This window comes from Spirosoma spitsbergense DSM 19989 (assembly GCF_000374085.1).
Lineage (GTDB): Bacteria > Bacteroidota > Bacteroidia > Cytophagales > Spirosomataceae > Spirosoma > Spirosoma spitsbergense.
This window is the reverse complement of record NZ_KB893549.1, coordinates 54,574-71,440: the sequence shown is the minus strand read 5'-3', so window position 1 is coordinate 71,440 and position 16,867 is coordinate 54,574. Positions and strand designations below refer to the sequence as shown.

17 protein-coding genes are annotated in these 16,867 nt (G+C 53.5%); 8 read left to right on the top strand and 9 right to left on the bottom strand.

Going from position 1 to position 16,867, the window contains the following annotated elements:
* Together B157_RS38315 and B157_RS0117215 are read right to left on the bottom strand one after the other, a co-directional pair.
* Nucleotides 1-213 (bottom strand): transposase family protein (locus B157_RS38315; RefSeq protein ID WP_157618477.1); only part of this gene is annotated, 213 nt, incomplete at its 3' end.
* Between the two features lie 91 nt (nt 214-304).
* On the bottom strand, nt 305-1,651 hold the full coding sequence (locus B157_RS0117215; protein WP_020604554.1) for a Gfo/Idh/MocA family protein: 1,347 nt from the start codon (nt 1,649-1,651) through the stop codon (nt 305-307).
* Nucleotides 1,652-1,747: 96 nt separating this feature from the next.
* On the opposite strand from B157_RS0117215, the gene B157_RS0117210 reads away from it, so the two are divergent.
* The 6 genes from B157_RS0117210 (at nt 1,748) to B157_RS0117185 (ending at nt 7,192) form a co-directional block, all read left to right on the top strand.
* On the top strand, nt 1,748-2,791 hold the full coding sequence (locus tag B157_RS0117210) for a dienelactone hydrolase family protein (protein ID WP_084761829.1): 1,044 nt from the start codon (nt 1,748-1,750) through the stop codon (nt 2,789-2,791).
* 83 nt (nt 2,792-2,874) lie between these two features.
* Complete coding sequence (locus B157_RS35525) at nt 2,875-4,008, top strand: patatin-like phospholipase family protein (RefSeq protein ID WP_020604552.1); 1,134 nt, start codon at nt 2,875-2,877, stop codon at nt 4,006-4,008.
* A gap of 3 nt (nt 4,009-4,011) precedes the next feature.
* A complete protein-coding gene (locus B157_RS0117200) occupies nt 4,012-4,581 on the top strand; it encodes an HD domain-containing protein (protein ID WP_020604551.1) in 570 nt (189 codons plus the stop codon).
* A 252-nt stretch (nt 4,582-4,833) separates the two neighbouring features.
* Nucleotides 4,834-5,886 carry a lysylphosphatidylglycerol synthase transmembrane domain-containing protein gene (locus tag B157_RS0117195; protein ID WP_020604550.1) on the top strand — a complete coding sequence of 351 codons (1,053 nt, stop codon included), beginning with the start codon at nt 4,834-4,836 and terminating at the stop codon, nt 5,884-5,886.
* An 8-nt stretch (nt 5,887-5,894) separates the two neighbouring features.
* Entirely contained in the window at nt 5,895-6,374 is a 480-nt protein-coding gene (gene rfaE2 / locus B157_RS0117190; RefSeq protein WP_020604549.1) for a D-glycero-beta-D-manno-heptose 1-phosphate adenylyltransferase, read from the top strand.
* Nucleotides 6,375-6,526: 152 nt separating this feature from the next.
* A complete protein-coding gene (locus tag B157_RS0117185; RefSeq protein ID WP_020604548.1) occupies nt 6,527-7,192 on the top strand; it encodes a zinc metallopeptidase in 666 nt (221 codons plus the stop codon).
* 70 nt (nt 7,193-7,262) lie between these two features.
* Here B157_RS0117185 and B157_RS0117180 read toward each other — a convergent pair whose 3' ends face one another.
* Nucleotides 7,263-7,661: a phage holin family protein gene (locus B157_RS0117180; RefSeq protein ID WP_026308765.1), complete on the bottom strand. Its 399-nt coding sequence runs from the start codon at nt 7,659-7,661 to the stop codon at nt 7,263-7,265.
* Between the two features lie 76 nt (nt 7,662-7,737).
* On the opposite strand from B157_RS0117180, the gene B157_RS0117175 reads away from it, so the two are divergent.
* Nucleotides 7,738-8,469, top strand: a complete 732-nt coding sequence (locus B157_RS0117175; RefSeq protein WP_020604546.1) for a class I SAM-dependent methyltransferase — start codon at nt 7,738-7,740, stop codon at nt 8,467-8,469.
* Between the two features lie 65 nt (nt 8,470-8,534).
* Here B157_RS0117175 and B157_RS0117170 read toward each other — a convergent pair whose 3' ends face one another.
* Genes B157_RS0117170 through B157_RS0117160 form a run of 3 tightly spaced genes read right to left on the bottom strand, consistent with a single transcriptional unit; the run spans nt 8,535 to nt 10,772 of the window.
* Entirely contained in the window at nt 8,535-8,876 is a 342-nt protein-coding gene (locus B157_RS0117170; protein ID WP_020604545.1) for a type II toxin-antitoxin system PemK/MazF family toxin, read from the bottom strand.
* Nucleotides 8,851-9,069: a hypothetical protein gene (locus tag B157_RS0117165; RefSeq protein WP_020604544.1), complete on the bottom strand. Its 219-nt coding sequence runs from the start codon at nt 9,067-9,069 to the stop codon at nt 8,851-8,853. Before B157_RS0117165 ends, B157_RS0117170 begins: the two co-directional genes overlap by 26 nt.
* A gap of 38 nt (nt 9,070-9,107) precedes the next feature.
* On the bottom strand, nt 9,108-10,772 hold the full coding sequence (locus tag B157_RS0117160; RefSeq protein ID WP_020604543.1) for an amino acid permease: 1,665 nt from the start codon (nt 10,770-10,772) through the stop codon (nt 9,108-9,110).
* Nucleotides 10,773-10,915: 143 nt separating this feature from the next.
* On the opposite strand from B157_RS0117160, the gene gldA reads away from it, so the two are divergent.
* Entirely contained in the window at nt 10,916-11,833 is a 918-nt protein-coding gene (gene gldA, locus B157_RS0117155) for a gliding motility-associated ABC transporter ATP-binding subunit GldA (protein WP_020604542.1), read from the top strand.
* Nucleotides 11,834-11,855: 22 nt separating this feature from the next.
* Here gldA and B157_RS0117150 read toward each other — a convergent pair whose 3' ends face one another.
* The 3 genes from B157_RS0117150 to B157_RS0117140 all read right to left on the bottom strand — a co-directional run bounded on the left by B157_RS0117150 (nt 11,856) and on the right by B157_RS0117140 (nt 16,860).
* The gene (locus B157_RS0117150) at nt 11,856-13,364 is read right to left on the bottom strand and encodes a DUF1501 domain-containing protein (protein ID WP_026308763.1); all 1,509 of its coding nucleotides are present in this window, start codon (nt 13,362-13,364) and stop codon (nt 11,856-11,858) included.
* 83 nt (nt 13,365-13,447) lie between these two features.
* Complete coding sequence (locus B157_RS0117145; RefSeq protein ID WP_020604540.1) at nt 13,448-15,091, bottom strand: DUF1800 domain-containing protein; 1,644 nt, start codon at nt 15,089-15,091, stop codon at nt 13,448-13,450.
* A gap of 131 nt (nt 15,092-15,222) precedes the next feature.
* A complete protein-coding gene (locus tag B157_RS0117140; protein WP_020604539.1) occupies nt 15,223-16,860 on the bottom strand; it encodes a DUF1800 domain-containing protein in 1,638 nt (545 codons plus the stop codon).
* Between the last annotated feature and the right edge of the window lie 7 nt (nt 16,861-16,867).

Genomic DNA, 16,867 nt, shown 5'->3' with positions numbered 1-16,867 from the left:
CAACCAGACTTGGCGGCCCGACATATCTAGATCGCGCACTTGCCTGGTTAAGTACTGATTGAGTTGGGTGGTTTGCTTGAGACAGGAAGGGCAGGCCTGGCTGTTGGTTTGGAGTTGGCAAAATAGTGTAATTCGAGTCGGTGTATATTCGACCCGCTGCACCTGCAAATCAGGCAAGGCTAAAAGCTGTTGGTAGAAGTCGGTTTCCTGCATAGACCAAGTTAACCACAAGAATTGTCAGAGTACCAACTCTTTTCTTAAAAAAAGGGCTTACCGAATCAGAACAGACAGCCAAAAAATAACCTTAAACAACCGGTAACTTCCAGCCATTATGGTAGTGTGCATTCAGCAAGGCATTCGCCTGTGCATCATCTTTGAAGCCCTTCGTGGCTGGGTCCCAATATACTTTTCGGCCCGTTTTGTACGCAATGTTACCCATATGGGCGTTGATGGCGGCAATGCTTCCCGTTTCAATGCCACATTTCAGCAGGCTGGGATCATTTGCTCTGATGGCCTGGACAAAATTCTTTGTGTGCTCGTTCAGGTAATCGCCGTTGCGGGGCTGGTTGGGTATGTTTTCAACTTTGTAGACCTTAATGCCATTTTTCGTTTCGGTTTCCGGTACCAGCGACCAGCCATCCCGGTTCAGCACCAGGGTGGCATTGTTGCCAATGAAGGCAATCCCTTCCGTACGGCCGTAGTTGCCGCCGTCGATACCCGTGGCGTGTTCCCACAGCATGTTAAAGCCGTCGTATTCATACACGGCCTGCAGGGTGTCGGGGGTTTCGGAGGCATCATCCGGGTAGGCCAGTTTGCCCCCCGAGGCCATTACGGATTTAGGCGCTTTGGCATTCATGGCATAGAGGGCGATGTCGATTTCGTGAACGCCCCAGTCCGTCATCAGTCCACCGGCATAATCCCAGAACCAGCGGAAATTAAAGTGAAACCGGTTGGGGTTGAACGGCCGTTTGGGGGCCGGTCCCAGCCACATACTGTAGTCGACCCCCGCCGGTGGTGCACTATCGGGCCGCACGGGAACGGGGTTCATCCAACCCTGATAGGCCCATACTTTCACCAGACGAATATTGCCCAGCTTACCCGATCGGATGTACTCGATGGCTTTTTCATAGTGCGAACCACTGCGCTGCCACTGGCCTACCTGCACAATTTTGTTGTATTTTTTGGCGGCTGCCAGCATCAGGTTGCACTCCTCAATGCTGTTGGCCAGCGGCTTTTCAACGTAGACGTGCTTGCCCGCCGATACGGCATCGATCATGGCCATACAGTGCCAGTGGTCCGGCGTGCCGATGATGACCGCATCAATGTCTTTGTTTTCCAGCAGCTTCCGGTAGTCTTTAAACAACTGGGGTTTATTCTGCTGCATGGTCTGCACATCGGCCGCTCGTTTGTCCAGTACGTTCTGGTCCACGTCGGCCAGGGCTACGCACTCCACATCGCTCATCAACAGATGGGAGCGCAGGTCCGACCAGCCCATTCCATTAGCGCCAATCAGGCCAATCTGAAGTTTATCGTTGGCGGATGTTTTCTTCCGCTGGCTGGCAACGGCCTCCAGGGTGGGCAGGCTAACGAGTCCGGCTCCGGTGGCCGCTAAGGCAGAATTTTGCAAAAAATGACGACGGGTAGTTTTCATAGTATTAACAGTTTATACGTAATTGGCCAGATCTGTATAGGAAAGTACTTCAGGCCATTTACCTAATCACTTCCGTCGGTTAAACCGTAAATCAGTATGGTTCACAAGTGGTGGCTATCAGGCCTGTTTGTTTCTCTTATCACCCTGCTGTCTTTACCCGTTGGGACTGCCTTCCCCCCGGCTCCTTCACCAACTGTCGATAGGGTAAAAACCAGCCTTGTTCCAGCGTCCAACATGAAAAAAGATAAGCAGCGCAAAGCGTTATATACCCTGCTGGGTAAGCTCCCCGACCGGCACCGACCCATAAACGTGGTTGTCGTTTCCACGCAGGAAACCGACGAACTGATTACTGAAAAGCTCCTGATGGATATAAACGGGCTGGAGAAGGTACCCGCTTATTTTACCCGGCCCAAACACCATACCGGCAAACTACCCGTCGTTCTGTTCAACCACTCGCATTTTGGTCAGTATGAGGTAGGTAAAGAAGAGTTTGTCCAGGGCCGAAAAGAAATGCAGAAACCTCCCTATGCCCTGGCGCTGGCACGGGCGGGGTATGCCGGGTTATGCCTGGATAGCTGGTGTTTCGGGGAGCGGCAGGCCCGCAAGGAAGTGGACACATTCAAAGAGATGCTCTGGAACGGGCAGGTACTGTGGGGGATGATGGTATATGACAACCTGCGGGCACTGGACTACCTGGAAACCCGATCCGACGTAGACACGCAGCGTATCGCTACGATGGGTATGTCGATGGGAAGTACGATGGCGTGGTGGCTGGCGGCTTTGGACGAGCGCATCAGGGTATGCGTCGATTTATGCTGCCTGACGGATTACCAGGAACTGATCAAGGCAAAAGGGCTGGGTCTGCACGGCGTATATTACTACGTACCGGACTTGCTGACGCATTTTACCACCTCCGACATAAACGCCCTGATTTCACCACGGCCCCACTTCGCCCTGGCCGGTCGGCTCGACCCGCTGACACCCCTGCCCGGCCTGGAAAAAATTGATAAAAACCTGAAAGCCGTTTACCGGCAGGATGCCGCGCCCGATGCCTGGCAGCTGAAAATTTATGACGTTGGCCACCAGGAAACGGAAGCCATGCGCGCCGATATCCTGGCCTTTTACGCGAAATGGTTATAAAATGCTCCGCTGGATCAACTCGGTAGCGTACTGGCAAAGACGGCTCCTTCGCCTGCGCCGGATTCTGCCTTCAGTTCCCCGCCATGCCCTCTAATACCGATAGCGTAACGCAGCGGGCCGATGCCGAACAGGGGCCCGACCTGACGGCTGTAGAGCAGCAGTACCTGACAAATACCTTCCAGACCGGTGCCCCGCAGACCCTTATTTTGCGGCACCCCGCCCATACCGATCACCCGCGTAACACGGCGCGCTGGCTGGCCCTTCGGCCCACGATAAAAAATCACTACCACATCCGCACGGGCCTGGATCGGGATATGGCCCGCCTGGCCCGAATTCTGAGCGGTACGGCCGTAGGGTTTGTTCTGGCTGGGGGCGGTGCCAAAGGGTTTGCCCACATTGGCGTACTAAGGGCTTTGCAGGAGCAGGGTATTCCTATTGATGTGGTTGGCGGAACCAGCGTGGGCGGGCTGGTGGCAGCCTCTTTCTCCTTCGATGAATCCGTTGATACGGTAACCCAACACTTGCGGAAAGCCGCCCATTTCAACCCGACAAAAGATTATAACCTGCTGCCCTTTATTTCCCTGATTCGCGGTCGGCGCATCCGGCAGATGCTCCAGAACTGCATCAGCGATTTTACCGGCCAGCCCGATACGGGCATTGAAGACAGCTGGCTTACATTCTTTACGGTGTCGAGTAACTACACACAGGCCCGCGAAGAAATTCACACCCGTGGGTCGCTGCTCAAGTACCTGCTGGCCACCGCGGCTATTCCGGGTGTGTTTCCGCCGGTGGTGGAAGGCGATGACCTGCTGGTTGACGGCGGAACCTTTAACAATTTCCCGGCCGATGTGATGAGCCGCTCGGGGGTAGGAAAGGTAATTGGGGTGGACCTGAACATCGATAAGCCCCGCAAGCTGAACCTGGACCAGATACCCAGCCCGGCAGCGCTGCTGCGCGACCGTTTCCGACCCAGAGGGCTTAAAAAGTACCGCCTGCCCTCGCTGATCTCCATCATGCTTAATTCAACCCTGCTCTACAGCAGCGCCCGGCGTAACGAAAATATTCGCTACACCGACCTGTACTTTAACCCCGATGTCAGCCGTTATGGGATGATGAGCTGGGCCTCGTACGACCACATTGTGGCCAAAGGCTACGAGCATGCCAGTACGGTACTTCAGCAACTCAGCCCCGACAAACTGGCGGCTCTTCAAGCATGACTTATGATGCAGACTCAACTTGCCTGTCAATACATTGCGAATGAGCTGACGAGGAATTTATCGCCTGAACTCACCTACCATAGCATCCAGCATACCCACGACGTAGCGCAGCAGGCCAGCCGGATTGCCCGGGCCGAGGGAATTACGGACCCGGAGTTACTGGATTTGCTCCAGACAGCGGCCTACTACCACGATGCCGGTTTTTTGCGGGCGTATGCAGAGCACGAAGAAGAAAGCTGCAAGCTGGCCATGGAGGTACTGCCTGATTTTGGGTACAGCACCGCCCAGATTACGCTGGTTTGCCAGCTGATCCGGGCAACGCGCCTGCCGCAAACGCCCACCACGTTGCTGGAAGCCATTCTGTGCGATGCGGATCTGGATTACCTGGGCCGTGATGATTACGCAGCCATCAGCGAAACACTCCTCTCGGAATGGTGCGCGTACGACCGCCTGCCCGACCTCAGCCAGTGGCACACTATCCAGCGTTCTTTTTTGAGTAACCACCGGTATTTTACGGCTACGAACCAACAACTCCGCGAACCGCACAAGCAGGCGGCACTAGCCACCATGTGAGTAACAACGGGCGATTTGTTCAGCCCGCTTGTCGGAAACCTCCCTGCCGCTCCCGGTTGACTAACAAATTGACATTTCATAAAAAAGACCTGACCAGGACTATTCGACACCCGTAACGCCATTTTTAACGGAACGGTACTCCGTGTTTAAGGGAAACTCCGTTACTTTGCATCGACATTAGGGTATGAAGTATGGCTTTGAAGTCCAACAATTAGTTTTCTACACGCGGCTTTCTGACCGCCTTCCGAGTCTATGAATCTCAAAAATATTCTTAAGTACCTCATCTCTCTGGCCATTGCCGGTGGACTTTTATGGTTCACCTTCCAGCAAAGCCACCTCGACGCAGCCGATTTATGGAAAAAAATCAGCGCAGCCGATTACCGATGGGTGTTGCTTTCGTGCCTGTTTACGATTGTGGCCCACTGGAGCCGGGCCGAACGGTGGCGTATTCTGCTGGAGCCGGTTGTACCGCAGCGGCCCAACTCACTCGACACTACGGCCAGTGTACTAACGGGTTACCTGGCGAATCTGGCCCTGCCCCGCGCGGGCGAAGTGGCGCGGTGCGGTACGCTGTACCGGGTGGCCGGTGTTCCGGTCAACGTGAGTTTTGGCACCGTGGTAGCCGAACGCCTGTTCGATCTGCTGATGCTGATACTCCTGCTGGGGGCTACATTTATTCTGGAATTTGACCGCCTGAGCCAGTTTTTCATGGAGTTTCTGGGCGGCAAACTCCCCAAAGGCTCCAGTGGGTCGGGGTTGTTATTACTGGTCGGGGCCGTACTGCTGGGGCTGGCGTTGCTGGGTTGGTTTTTGTTCAACCGGTACCGGGAAGCACTCGGTCGGCATCCACTCTATCAGAAGATAAGCGGCTTTACAAAAGGGCTGCTGCAAGGATTACTCAGTGTCCGAAAGATACGGAAACCCGGAATGTTCGTTTTCCACACCCTACTCATCTGGGGCATGTATTACCTGATGTCTTACTGCCTGTTTTTTGCCATGCCTGCCACGGCTAACCTGGGGGCATTGGCCGGACTGACGATTCTGGTGGTAGGTTCGCTGGGTATGGCGGCACCCACGCCGGGGGGAATCGGTTCGTTTCACCTGCTGGTAGGACAGGTAGCCATTCTGTACGGACTAACCAGTCAGGATGGGCAGATACTGGCCACGTTTATTCACGGCGTTTCGACCCTGATGATTATCATTCTGGGCGTTTCCTCGCTGTTATACGTTCTCTTTCGACGCAACAAAAAGACTGACCTGCCCGATGTACTCGACGACCCAAGAGCCATCCGGATAGAACAGTAATTACCCGTATGACCGAATCTAAAATTCTCACTCGTCAGCAGGCTGTTTATCAGGCAAATCAATGGCGAAACGAGGGGCAGCAACTGGTTTTTACCAATGGTTGCTTCGACATCGTTCATCTGGGCCACATCGACTACCTCGAAAAAGCCCGTAACCTGGGCGACCGCCTGATTCTGGGTCTGAATACCGATGCCTCGGTTAGTTGTCTCAAAGGTCCCAATCGCCCCGTCGTGAACGAGTACGCCCGCGCCCGACTGATAGCCGCCCTTGCGTTTGTGGATGTGGTTACGTTCTTTGGCGAGTCCACTCCGCTCGAACTCATTGAGGCCATTCGGCCCGATATACTGGTGAAGGGAGACGATTATACCGTAGCCACCATCGTCGGGGCCGATTTTGTGCTGGGTCGGGGGGGACGCGTTGAAACGATTGCGCTGGTGCCGGGTTATTCGACAACCAAACTCATCGAGCGAATCAAACAGAGTTACTGACTTGTCTGTTTAAATGGTGCCCGGTCTTGATAAATGGTGACCTTGCCGGGATACTTTTTCGACTAAACTGTTGTTTTACTTTTGACGGCCCCTTAATGATGGCCGTCAAATCGAACCATAAACCTGACTAACAAACGATGATTTGGTTAATAATGATTCTCATCTTCGGGGCCAGTGCTTTTGTGAGCTGGCGCCTGCGGAGTAAGTTTAATGAATACGCTCAGGTTGGTCTGAGTAATGGAATGAGTGGTGCCGAAATAGCCAAGATGATGCTCAACCAGAATGGCATTTATGATGTCCGGGTCGTGTCGGTAGAGGGTATGCTCACGGACCACTACAACCCGGAAGAAAAAACAGTAAACCTCAGTGCCGATGTCTACTACGGACGCAGTGTAGCAGCCGCTGCGGTAGCCTCCCACGAGTGTGGCCATGCGGTACAACATAAGGTAGCTTACGCTCCGCTGAAATTACGCTCGGCTATGGTACCGGCGCTATCGTTTTCATCCCGCTATATGCAGTGGATACTGCTAGGTGGTATCCTGCTGTTGCAGACGACGCCCATCCCGTTGGCCATTGGCGTTGGCCTGTTTGCGCTGACCACCCTGTTTTCGTTTATCACCCTGCCTGTTGAGTTCGACGCCAGTCGTCGGGCACTGGCCTGGATTCAGACGAATAACGTCGTGAATGAGCGCGAATACGGGTTTGCCAAAGATGCCCTCTGGTGGGCTGCCATGACCTACGTCGTAGCCGCCCTTGGCTCCCTGGCCACCTTACTGTATTACGCCAGTATCCTGATGGGCGGTCGCCGGAGCGACTAAACCATACTGATAGATAAATGCAAAAGCCGCATCATTGCTGATGCGGCTTTTGCATTTATGACGTACCTGGTTATACTACCCGTAGAAAGACAGGCATACTCGCTTCGTAACCCGATTCGACCATTTCGGGCGTGGGGGCCGACCGGTCGATGAGCATACCGGCAATGGCGACGGAGACCGCGATAACCAGGGCGGGCCAGAAGCCAACGATGGTGAAGCTATCCATAAACTGGTCAATCAGCTTCAGCAGCAATGCCGTAACGACAATACGGACAAGTCCTGTCAACAGAAAGAAAGTGACCAGATTGAGCGGAAAGCGAATGAGCCAGCCAACCAGAAAGTTGAGCAGGCCAAGCACCAGCGCGATAACAATAGCCGTTCCAAAGCTTTTAACGTCAATCTGGGGCAGGAAATACGCCAAACCAAAAATGACGGCCGCATCGAGTAATACGTGTAGGATGAGATTCATAAACAGGGTGTAATTGGTTCTTTTAGACAACTGTTTCGGGTCACGATGGTTTATACTGAATACAAACCCAATCGTCATGCCTCGTATCCTATTACTGCTCATCACATTACTCTTTATCTCCTGCCGGGGGGCTTCGCAACAGGCACCTGCCACCACCCAAACAACCGATTCATCGTCGGTGTACGAATTCAGGGATGCCAGTCGGGATGGCATTGGCAAGCGGTACATGGGCCGCGAAATAGCGCATGTGATGGGTCACCTCGGCGCGTCGTGGCTCGAACGCCCCGAGCGGGAACAGGAGGAACGCACCGATTTACTGCTGAAAGCCCTTTCCCTCAAACCCACCGATGTAGTAGCGGATATTGGTGCCGGAACCGGCTTTCTTACGTTTCAGATAGCGCCGAAACTACCGCAGGGGAAAGTCCTGGCCGTGGATATCCAGCCCGAAATGATTACGTACCTGAACCAGGGAAAAGCAAAACGGAAGATGCCCAACGTAACCCCCATCCTCAGCACTGAATCGGACCCGAAGCTGGATGCCAAGAGCATCGATATGGCGATTATGATTGATGCGTACCACGAGTTTTCGTACCCCCGCGAAATGATACAGCATCTGGTGGCCGCTCTTAAACCGGGCGGACGGATCGTGCTGGTCGAGTACCGCGCCGAAGATCCGAACGTACCCATCAAAGAACTTCACAAACTAAGTGTAGCCCAGGCAACCAAAGAGATGAAAGCTGTGGGGCTTAAACTCCTGAAAAACGACGACCGGCTCCCGCAACAGCACATCATGTTTTTCGGGAGGTAAGACAAAAACATCACCTGCCTCAATTGACGCCTACTGTAGTTTAGCTACGATCTTCGCAGCCTCGTTCATACGTTGACCGCCTGCTCAAGTTGATTTTGGTCTAATAAACCAATAGTTTCTGCAATCAGATTGCTTCGTAAAGTAAATGGTTTGTTACATTGAAGTTCGCTTCTAACGGGCAAGTCTCCTTCCACTTCGTCAGGATCAATAATAATCGAAAATGATTCCGAGCGAACCGCCTTGGTTATGGGCAGAACAATGTAGTCGTTATCCAGGTCACTAGAATAGCTGTTGCTTATAATCAATACAGGTCTTCGTTTAGCTTTGTCAGTTTTATCGGTAAGCGGATAATGTGCCCAGACAATGTTTCCCTGAATAAGATCAGTTTGTAGGGTGTTGCTTGGCATAAAACTCGTCCCATACGTCGTTTTCAGGAGCCTCCCAATCATCCCGAAGGGCTTCTTCGGTTAGTCGCATCCAACCCGTTGTATCCTCTTCTTCATGCTCCAGCAATTTCCTGAACTCTTCCTTGACGGCAGCAGGCATTTGCTGGTATATAACCCAGAGCGAACGAGCGGTCTCCATTATGGTTGCTTCCATATCATCAGCATTAACAGGCTATCAAATCTGTATAAAAGTTACTGCCCGGCCAGTTTACTCTTTCGAAAGCCGTATGAGAAGTAAATAGCCAGTCCAATCACCAGCCAGATAACGAAAATCAGCCAGTTGCTGGCGCCCAGTTCCGTCATCAGGTATAGATTGGTCAGCACACCAATAACCGGCAGCAGCGAAAAGTTGTACCGGAAACCCTGCACGGCCAGTATCAGCCACACACCCCAGAATACAAACAGGAGTGGTTTACTTTCCAGCGTCTGCATCAGGTTGCCCGTTGTTAGGGCGTAGGCCGATACCCCCAGCAGCACCAGGCCAATAATGTACTTACCGTTGATATAGGGCACCTTAAACTTCGACTGGGCCGTCAACCCTTTGGCATCCAGAAACAAAATCCCCCCGCAAACGAGGATGAACGCGAAGAATGTCCCTACACTGGTCAGGTCCACAAAGAAGTTCAGATCCATAAACAGAGATGGAATAGCTACCAGAAAACCCGTTACAATCGTCGCGAAGGAAGGCGTCTTGTAGGTGGGGTGAATCCGGGAAAACCGTTTCCACAACAGCCCGTCGCGGCTCATCGTCATCCAGATGCGCGGCTGCCCCAGTTGATAGACCAGCAGCGCACTCGTAATCGCTACTACGGCGCTCACCGAGATTACACCCGCCACAAAGTCCAGGTTTATTTTCGTAAACACGTAGGCAAGCGGGTCACTGACATTCAGTTCTTTGTAACTAACCATGCCGGTCAGAACGAGCGTAATCAGCACGTACAGCACGGTGCAAATGGCCAGACAGTACAGCATGGCACGGGGCAGGTCGCGCTGAGGGTTTTTACATTCTTCGGCGGTTGTCGAGATCGAGTCGAACCCGATAAAGGCAAAAAAGACCGAGGCTACCCCACTCAAAACGCCGGATACCCCGTTCGGTGCAAACGGCGACCAGTTGGCAGGCTTCACGTAAAAGGCCCCTACGCCAATGACCAGCCCAATGACGGCCAGTTTAAGCACCACCAGAATGTTGCTCGCCGTGCGTGATTCTTTGATACCGATATACACCAGTGCCGTTATCAATACGGTTATGGCACCAGCGGGCAGATTGGCAATCAGTTTAAGGTCGCCCAGCATCGGGGCATTCGCGTACGCGTCGGCCAGTATCCGGGTACTCTCGGGCAACGTGCTCAGGGCCGTACCTGCCTGCCGGGTCTGCTCCACTACATCGAAGGCGCGGGATGCCGAACCGTAGTCGGTGGCAAAGTATTTAGGGAATATGATCCCGAACCCACTCAACATCGACGTAAAATACTCCGACCACGAGATGGCGACCACCATGTTGCTAACGGCATATTCCAGAATGAGTGCCCAGCCGATGACCCAGGCAAAAATTTCGCCGAACGCCACGTAGGCATAGGTATAGGCACTGCCGCTCACAGGCACGGTACTGGCAAACTGTGCATAGCTCAGGGCCGTAAACACGCAGGCAATCGCCGTAAACACGAACAGCAGCGATACCGCCGGACCGCCATTATAACTGGCAATACCGATGGTACTGAATATACCGGCACCAATAATAGCCGCAATACCAAACGAGGTTAAATCACGGACACCCAGTGTCTTGACCAGCTTGCCCGATTCACCAGTTTCGGCATCACTCAGTATTTGGGTTACGGTCTTTTTACGAAATAGGGACATAGTAAAATGGCAAAAAACCAACGTTTGCTGGGGTTAAACGGCTAAAAATAGCTATTCTTTCCGGCTTTTTGTCTGTTAGCTTTGCGGACAGTCTATGCAAAAAGGGCAAATTTTACGTTATCGGTCAATACATACTTCCCAAAATGTCTATCCAGGTTCAGAATCTTACAAAAGAATATAAACAGCAACGGGCTGTCGATCAGATATCCTTGACGGTGCAGCCGGGTGAAATTGTTGGTTTCCTCGGACCCAACGGAGCGGGCAAATCCACGACGATGAAAATTGCGACGGGCTACCTGCAACCGACCGACGGCACGGTGGAAGTAAACGGGTTCGATGTGCGTACACATTCCATGGACGTGCGCCGGAGCGTTGGCTACCTGCCGGAGCACAATCCGCTGTACCTGGATTTGTACGTAAAAGAATACCTCCGCTTTGCAGGCTCGCTGCACGGACTGCGTGGCGCGGAACTGAGTCGGCGGATAGCGGATATGATTGACCGGGTTGGGCTGGGGCTGGAACAGCATAAGCGCATCGGGCAGCTCTCCAAAGGGTACCGTCAGCGGGTAGGGCTGGCGCAGGCCCTGCTGCATAACCCGCCCGTACTGATTCTGGATGAACCAACTACGGGTCTCGACCCCAACCAGCTGGCCGAAATCAGGCAGGTGATCCGGGAAGCGGGTCGCGACAAGACGGTACTTTTCTCCACCCACATCATGCAGGAGGTGGAAGCCATCTGCGACCGGGTCGTGATTATCAACCGGGGCCATATTGTGGCGGATGGTCCGCTGAGTCAACTCCGAAATGCCTCGACGGGTGCGGGCGTAGTAGTGGTAGCCGAATTTGAGAATGACCTCCCAAACCCGGACGTGCTGATGGCTGTTTCGGGGGTAGAACAGGTGGAACGAATCAGTGCCGGGCAGTATCGAATTACAGCCACCCCTAACACAGATTTGAGAGCCGCCATTTTCCGCCTTGCCGCCGACCAGAATTTAACCCTCGTGGGGCTCCGGCAACAGGAAAACTCCCTGGAAACTATCTTCAAAGAATTGACCCGGTAAAAAAAACTGATTAGGTTACACCCTACCCAGTCATCTGAATCGAGTACGGGCCGGTGTACATAAGCTTGCCTTCCAGCCGGATATTCTTGACCGAAACCGACCGGTCTATCGTAAGGGTATGCCCCGCGTTGACTTTGACGTATTCACTGGCGAAGGGCACCCGTCCCACGGTCCACACATTACGATCCTGCCAGTTGCCCGATGCTACGGTTTCTACCGTATCCGAAAACAGGGAGACCGTCGGGAATTCGCGAAAGAGCAACGCATTTGTGGTCGTATGCTGGGTGCCAAACCAGTCGTTCAGGATGTCGGTGTACACCCGCCGGAAATCAATCTGCATGGTAATTTCTTTACTCCCCGCCTGTCCGGTCAGGTTAGCCAGATCGGGGTTCTGGCCGATTGTACGGTGTTTTACATTGCTACCGAACACAAACATGGGAGCCGCTACGCCGTGATCGGTACCCTTGGAGTTGTTGGAATTAGCCCGTCGGCCAAACTCCGAAAAAGTCATGCCCACCACTTTGTCTTCAATACCCTGTAGCGTCAAATCCTGCTGGAAGGTCTCGATAGCCGTCGATAGTTTACCCAGTAAATCAGCATGGCTACCCAGTCGCACATCGGTAGTATCGACCTGACCAGAGTGCGTATCGAAGCCATTAAGGGACACGAAATATATTTTCGTTTTTAAGCCTCCGTGAATGAGCCGGGCCACAATTTTCAACTGATCGGCCAGGGAGTTTTTTGCTGCTGCCGCCGGGTAGGTAGCCATATTCTGCCCCGCATCGGCGGCCCGCTTTATCTCCCCCGCATACCCCACCGATAAGGCCTGTTGCTTACGGATGTACGCGATCAGGTCACCGGCATCGCAGCAGGGTAAATCGCCGGGAGAGGTGGCGCCACCCGAACCGACCAGCTGGTAAAAACTATCGGGGTCATTCAGCGCAATCCCCATCGACTGCTGACTTCCCAGCAGGGCCGTTGAGGTCAGATAACCGATCTGGATGGCCAGCGGGTCTTCCATCTGCGCGTTAGGATAGCCGGTGGGGTAACCCGGAAACCGGTTTTCGAGGTAACGCCCAGCCCAACCCGAAACGGACGTCTGCGTGGAATCGACGGCCGTCATCCAGATATCGGTAGCCCGGTAGTGGGACTGGTCGGGGTTGGGGTACGACACGGAATGGACGATGGAAAGCTTTCCGCTATTATACAGGTTTCGCATCCCCGTCATGGCGGGGTGCAGGCCCGTAGCGGGGTTGCCATCCAGCCCCAGTACGGAACTTTGCGGAATGGCAATGTTGCTGCGGAGGCCCGTGTATAGGGCGTACTGGTCGAGCGGAATAACGGTGTTCAGCCCATCGTTTCCCCCGTTGAGGTAAACGATCACCAGCACCCGGTCACTGGCCAGGGCCGTCGTGTTCAGCAGCGACTGCACCAGCGCCGACTGGCGGGACATGGCTTTCAGCCCGAAGCCATCGAGCATGACGGGTAGCAAACTCGCCGAAGCCGCCGTTAAAAAGTCTCTCCGTTTCATAGAAAAAAGCGAAAGAATGAAAGAGTGAAAGAGCGAAATTTCAAGAGCCATATTGCTCTTTCATTCTTTCGCTCTTTCGCTCATTAACAAAGGTGGTATTCGGCCATACGCAGCATAAATTTCATTAGGTTCTGTAACCGGTACGTCACCGCATTCTTCTTGTTGGTATTGGTCGGTGCCGAGCGGTACGCATTCCACTCAAACGTCCAGGAGGAACGGGGAATGCCCTGCATCATCACCGTGTCTATCAGAAAATCCTGCTGCGATTGAAACAGATCAGTGGCAAATAGATTTTTGGTAAAAGCAGTTTGCACATCCACGCAGGAAATAGCCGGTGTGCCCGACGCATCGGCAAAGTTAGGCTGTAACGCCGTAGCCCAGGCCAGCAGATCGATCCCCATTTTGTAGCCCGGCTTAACCTCTAGCCACCGCCAGATGTAGGCATCCGTATAGTCGCTCCGCAGCGCAATGGTGGTGGTATTCATCCATATTTTCGAGTAGCCGGTCTGGTAGAAAGGTTCGTACCCAAACACCGACGGCTGATCCAGCAGCGGCATCTGCATGTCGCGTATTCGCCAGAAAATAAAGCTGAAATACGTGTTGAAAGCCGCATAATCGGTCTTCATATCGGGAACGGGCTGGTTGAAGAAGCGCATCGTGCCAACAGCCAGGTCAACCGGCGATTTAACAATGGCCGCCCGGTTGGCATCGTCGAAAAAAATCTGGCTCGTCAGTAGCTTTACGATGACCGGCTGAATGGCCCAGTTATTAGCCGTACTCGCCAGAAACTGAGCCAGCGGAATAATGACGTTATCTTCAATACTTTGGGTCACGTTCGGATTCACATACCAGCGGTATAACTTCCGGCAGATGAAGCGGGCCGTTTGCGGGTGGTTCAGCAACATCGTGACCAGATCATCCAGTTCTGCATCACCCGCCGTAACGGTTGCCGACGGGTTAGTGGATCGGCCCGTTATGGCCGTGTTACCGTAAGAAGCCGAAAACGACTTGTTAGTCGTGTCGTGTTTAGACAGCGTAAACGTGGTGGTAAAGCTGGTGGAACCAACCACCCAGAAATTGGTGTATGTCCAGCCCGTCAGGACACGGGCGGCCGCTTTCACATCATCCTCGGTATAGTTTTTATTCCCCGCAAAATCGACGGCGCCCACCGTAAACAGTTCCTGCAACTCGCGGGCGTAGTTTTCATTGGGCTTGCCCACCTCGTTCTCATTCCCGTTCAGGTAGCGCAGCATAGCAGGCTCCTTCGTTATTTTCGTCACCAGCGTTCGGAAATTACCCAGCGCATTGGTACGCAGCAGAAACAGATACTGGGCAACAAACCGGTAGTCATCTACCACCTCGCGGGTGGTTACGAAGTGGTTCTGCCAGAATAGGGTCAGCTTGTCGAGCAGGCTGGGCGGAGCCGTTTGGGCGGTCATCAGCCCCAGCCACCAATAGCGCAGATAATGACCAAAATCAAAGTTTCGGTCGCCGTTGAATGGTTTATCCAGATAGGTTTGCCCCGCTGTGGGCTGAGTACTCTCCAGATCGACCGGGGGCGGGGGCGAATAATCGGCGTTGCTGATGAGTTGCTGCACCGCCTGAGAAGCCGTCAAACCCGTAAAACTGGTGATATCGGCCTGCGTAGGACCAAACGTAGCCCGGCGCAGCAGGTGTGCGGCTGTTTTGGCCGTCAACACGGCAATATACGGGTCCAGATAAGGCATTCGATCAATATACTATAGATTGACAACACAAGTCTATACTCATTCGGGCTAACGCACAGTATTTACCGTTTAGCCGATCTACACATAATAAAACCAGCAAACACCGGGCAAAAATCATACCCGACTACCCGTCAGAAAACGTGGTATTCAGCCATCCGCAGCATGAATTTCATCAGATTCTGCAACCGATATAACACCTCATACCGGCTACCGGGATCGGTAGGGTTCCGGCGGTAGGCATTCCACTGAAACGTCCAGGAAGTACGCGGAAGCCCTTCCATCATGATGGTATCGATCAGAAAATCCTGCTGGGTCGGAAAAAGGTCATACACAAACAGATTTTTGGTAAATCCATTGAGCACTTCCACGCACGACAGGGCCAGGGTACCCGACACATCCGAAAAATTAGGTTGTAATGAGGTGGCCCAGGCCAGCACGTCGATCCCCATCAGGTAATCGGGCCGCACCTGAAGAAAGCGGTACACATAGGCATCGGTGTAGTCGTACCGAAAACCGATAGTCGTGGTATTAATCCAGGTTTTGGAATAGCCGGTCTGGTAGTAGGCTTCGTACCCCTGCACCGACGACTGATCCAGAATGGGCATCTGCATGTCCTGCATCCGGTAAAACACGAAGTCGAAGTAGGTTTTAAAGGCCGCGTAGTCGGCGGGCAACACGGGTACAGCCTGATTGAAAAATCGCATCGACCCCACAGCCAGTTCGACGGGCGATTTGACGATGGCTCCGATGTTGGCCGCATTAAAAAAGACCTGACTCGTCAGGAGTTTGACGATGACCGGCTGAATGTTGTGGTTATTGGCCAGGAAATACTGGGCCAGCGGGATAATGACATTATCTTCGATGGTTTGGGTCACGTTCGGATTCACGTACCAGCGGTACAGTTTCCGGCAAATGAACCGGGGTGAATGAGGATGCGCCAGCACCATCGTGATCAGGTCGGCCAGTTCCAGATCCCCGGCAGATGGAGTACCCGGCGGGGAAGGCGCCCGCCCGGTGATGACGGTATTGTTGTAGTGCGCCGAAAAAACCTTGTTGGTCGTGTCGTGTTTGGCATCGGCGAAAAGGGTGGTAAAGCTGGTAGAGCCATCCACTTCATAGTTCGTATACTGCCAGCCCGTTAGGGCCCGTGCGGCCGCTTTTACGTCATCTTCCGTGTAGTTTTTATTCCCCGCTAAATCGACGGCGCCCACCGTAAACAGCTCCTGCAACTCACGGGCGTAGTTTTCGTTGGGCTTGCCCACCTCGTTTTCGTTCCCGTTCAGGTAGCGCAGCATGGCGGGATCTTTGGTTATCTGCGTCACCAGCGTTCGGAAATTACCCAGCGCATTATTCCGCAGCAGGAGCAGATACTGATTCATGAACCGATAATCGCCCACGCCTTCGCGGGTCGCGACGAAGTGGTTCTGCCAGAACAGGGTCAGCTTGTCGAGCAGGCTGGGCGGAGCCGTTTGCGCAGTCATCAGCCCCAGCCACCAGCAGCGCAGGTAATGGCCCAGATCAAAATTTCGGGCGTGGTTGAATGGTTTATCCAGAAACGGTTGCCCGGCCGTGCGGCTGTACTGATCCAGATCGACCGGGGGTGGGGGGGAATAATCAGCGTTGCTGATAAGCTGCTGCACCGCCTGAGCCGCCGTCAGGCCCGTAAAGCTGGCGATTTCGGCCTGCGTGGGACCAAACGTTGCCCGGCGCAGCAGATGCGCGGCTGTTTTAGCGGTCAATACAGTTGTGTATGGGTCCAGATCAGCCATTGTCTTG

Coding starts and splice junctions, on each gene's coding strand:
- B157_RS0117215 (WP_020604554.1), bottom strand. CDS start 1,651: ATGAAAACTACCCGTCGTCATTTTTTGCAAAATTCTGCCTTAGCGGCC.
- B157_RS0117210 (WP_084761829.1), top strand. CDS start 1,748: ATGGTTCACAAGTGGTGGCTATCAGGCCTGTTTGTTTCTCTTATCACC.
- B157_RS35525 (WP_020604552.1), top strand. CDS start 2,875: ATGCCCTCTAATACCGATAGCGTAACGCAGCGGGCCGATGCCGAACAG.
- B157_RS0117200 (WP_020604551.1), top strand. CDS start 4,012: ATGATGCAGACTCAACTTGCCTGTCAATACATTGCGAATGAGCTGACG.
- B157_RS0117195 (WP_020604550.1), top strand. CDS start 4,834: ATGAATCTCAAAAATATTCTTAAGTACCTCATCTCTCTGGCCATTGCC.
- rfaE2 (WP_020604549.1), top strand. CDS start 5,895: ATGACCGAATCTAAAATTCTCACTCGTCAGCAGGCTGTTTATCAGGCA.
- B157_RS0117185 (WP_020604548.1), top strand. CDS start 6,527: ATGATTCTCATCTTCGGGGCCAGTGCTTTTGTGAGCTGGCGCCTGCGG.
- B157_RS0117180 (WP_026308765.1), bottom strand. CDS start 7,661: ATGAATCTCATCCTACACGTATTACTCGATGCGGCCGTCATTTTTGGT.
- B157_RS0117175 (WP_020604546.1), top strand. CDS start 7,738: ATGCCTCGTATCCTATTACTGCTCATCACATTACTCTTTATCTCCTGC.
- B157_RS0117170 (WP_020604545.1), bottom strand. CDS start 8,876: ATGCCAAGCAACACCCTACAAACTGATCTTATTCAGGGAAACATTGTC.
- B157_RS0117165 (WP_020604544.1), bottom strand. CDS start 9,069: ATGGAAGCAACCATAATGGAGACCGCTCGTTCGCTCTGGGTTATATAC.
- B157_RS0117160 (WP_020604543.1), bottom strand. CDS start 10,772: ATGTCCCTATTTCGTAAAAAGACCGTAACCCAAATACTGAGTGATGCC.
- gldA (WP_020604542.1), top strand. CDS start 10,916: ATGTCTATCCAGGTTCAGAATCTTACAAAAGAATATAAACAGCAACGG.
- B157_RS0117150 (WP_026308763.1), bottom strand. CDS start 13,364: ATGAAACGGAGAGACTTTTTAACGGCGGCTTCGGCGAGTTTGCTACCC.
- B157_RS0117145 (WP_020604540.1), bottom strand. CDS start 15,091: ATGCCTTATCTGGACCCGTATATTGCCGTGTTGACGGCCAAAACAGCC.
- B157_RS0117140 (WP_020604539.1), bottom strand. CDS start 16,860: ATGGCTGATCTGGACCCATACACAACTGTATTGACCGCTAAAACAGCC.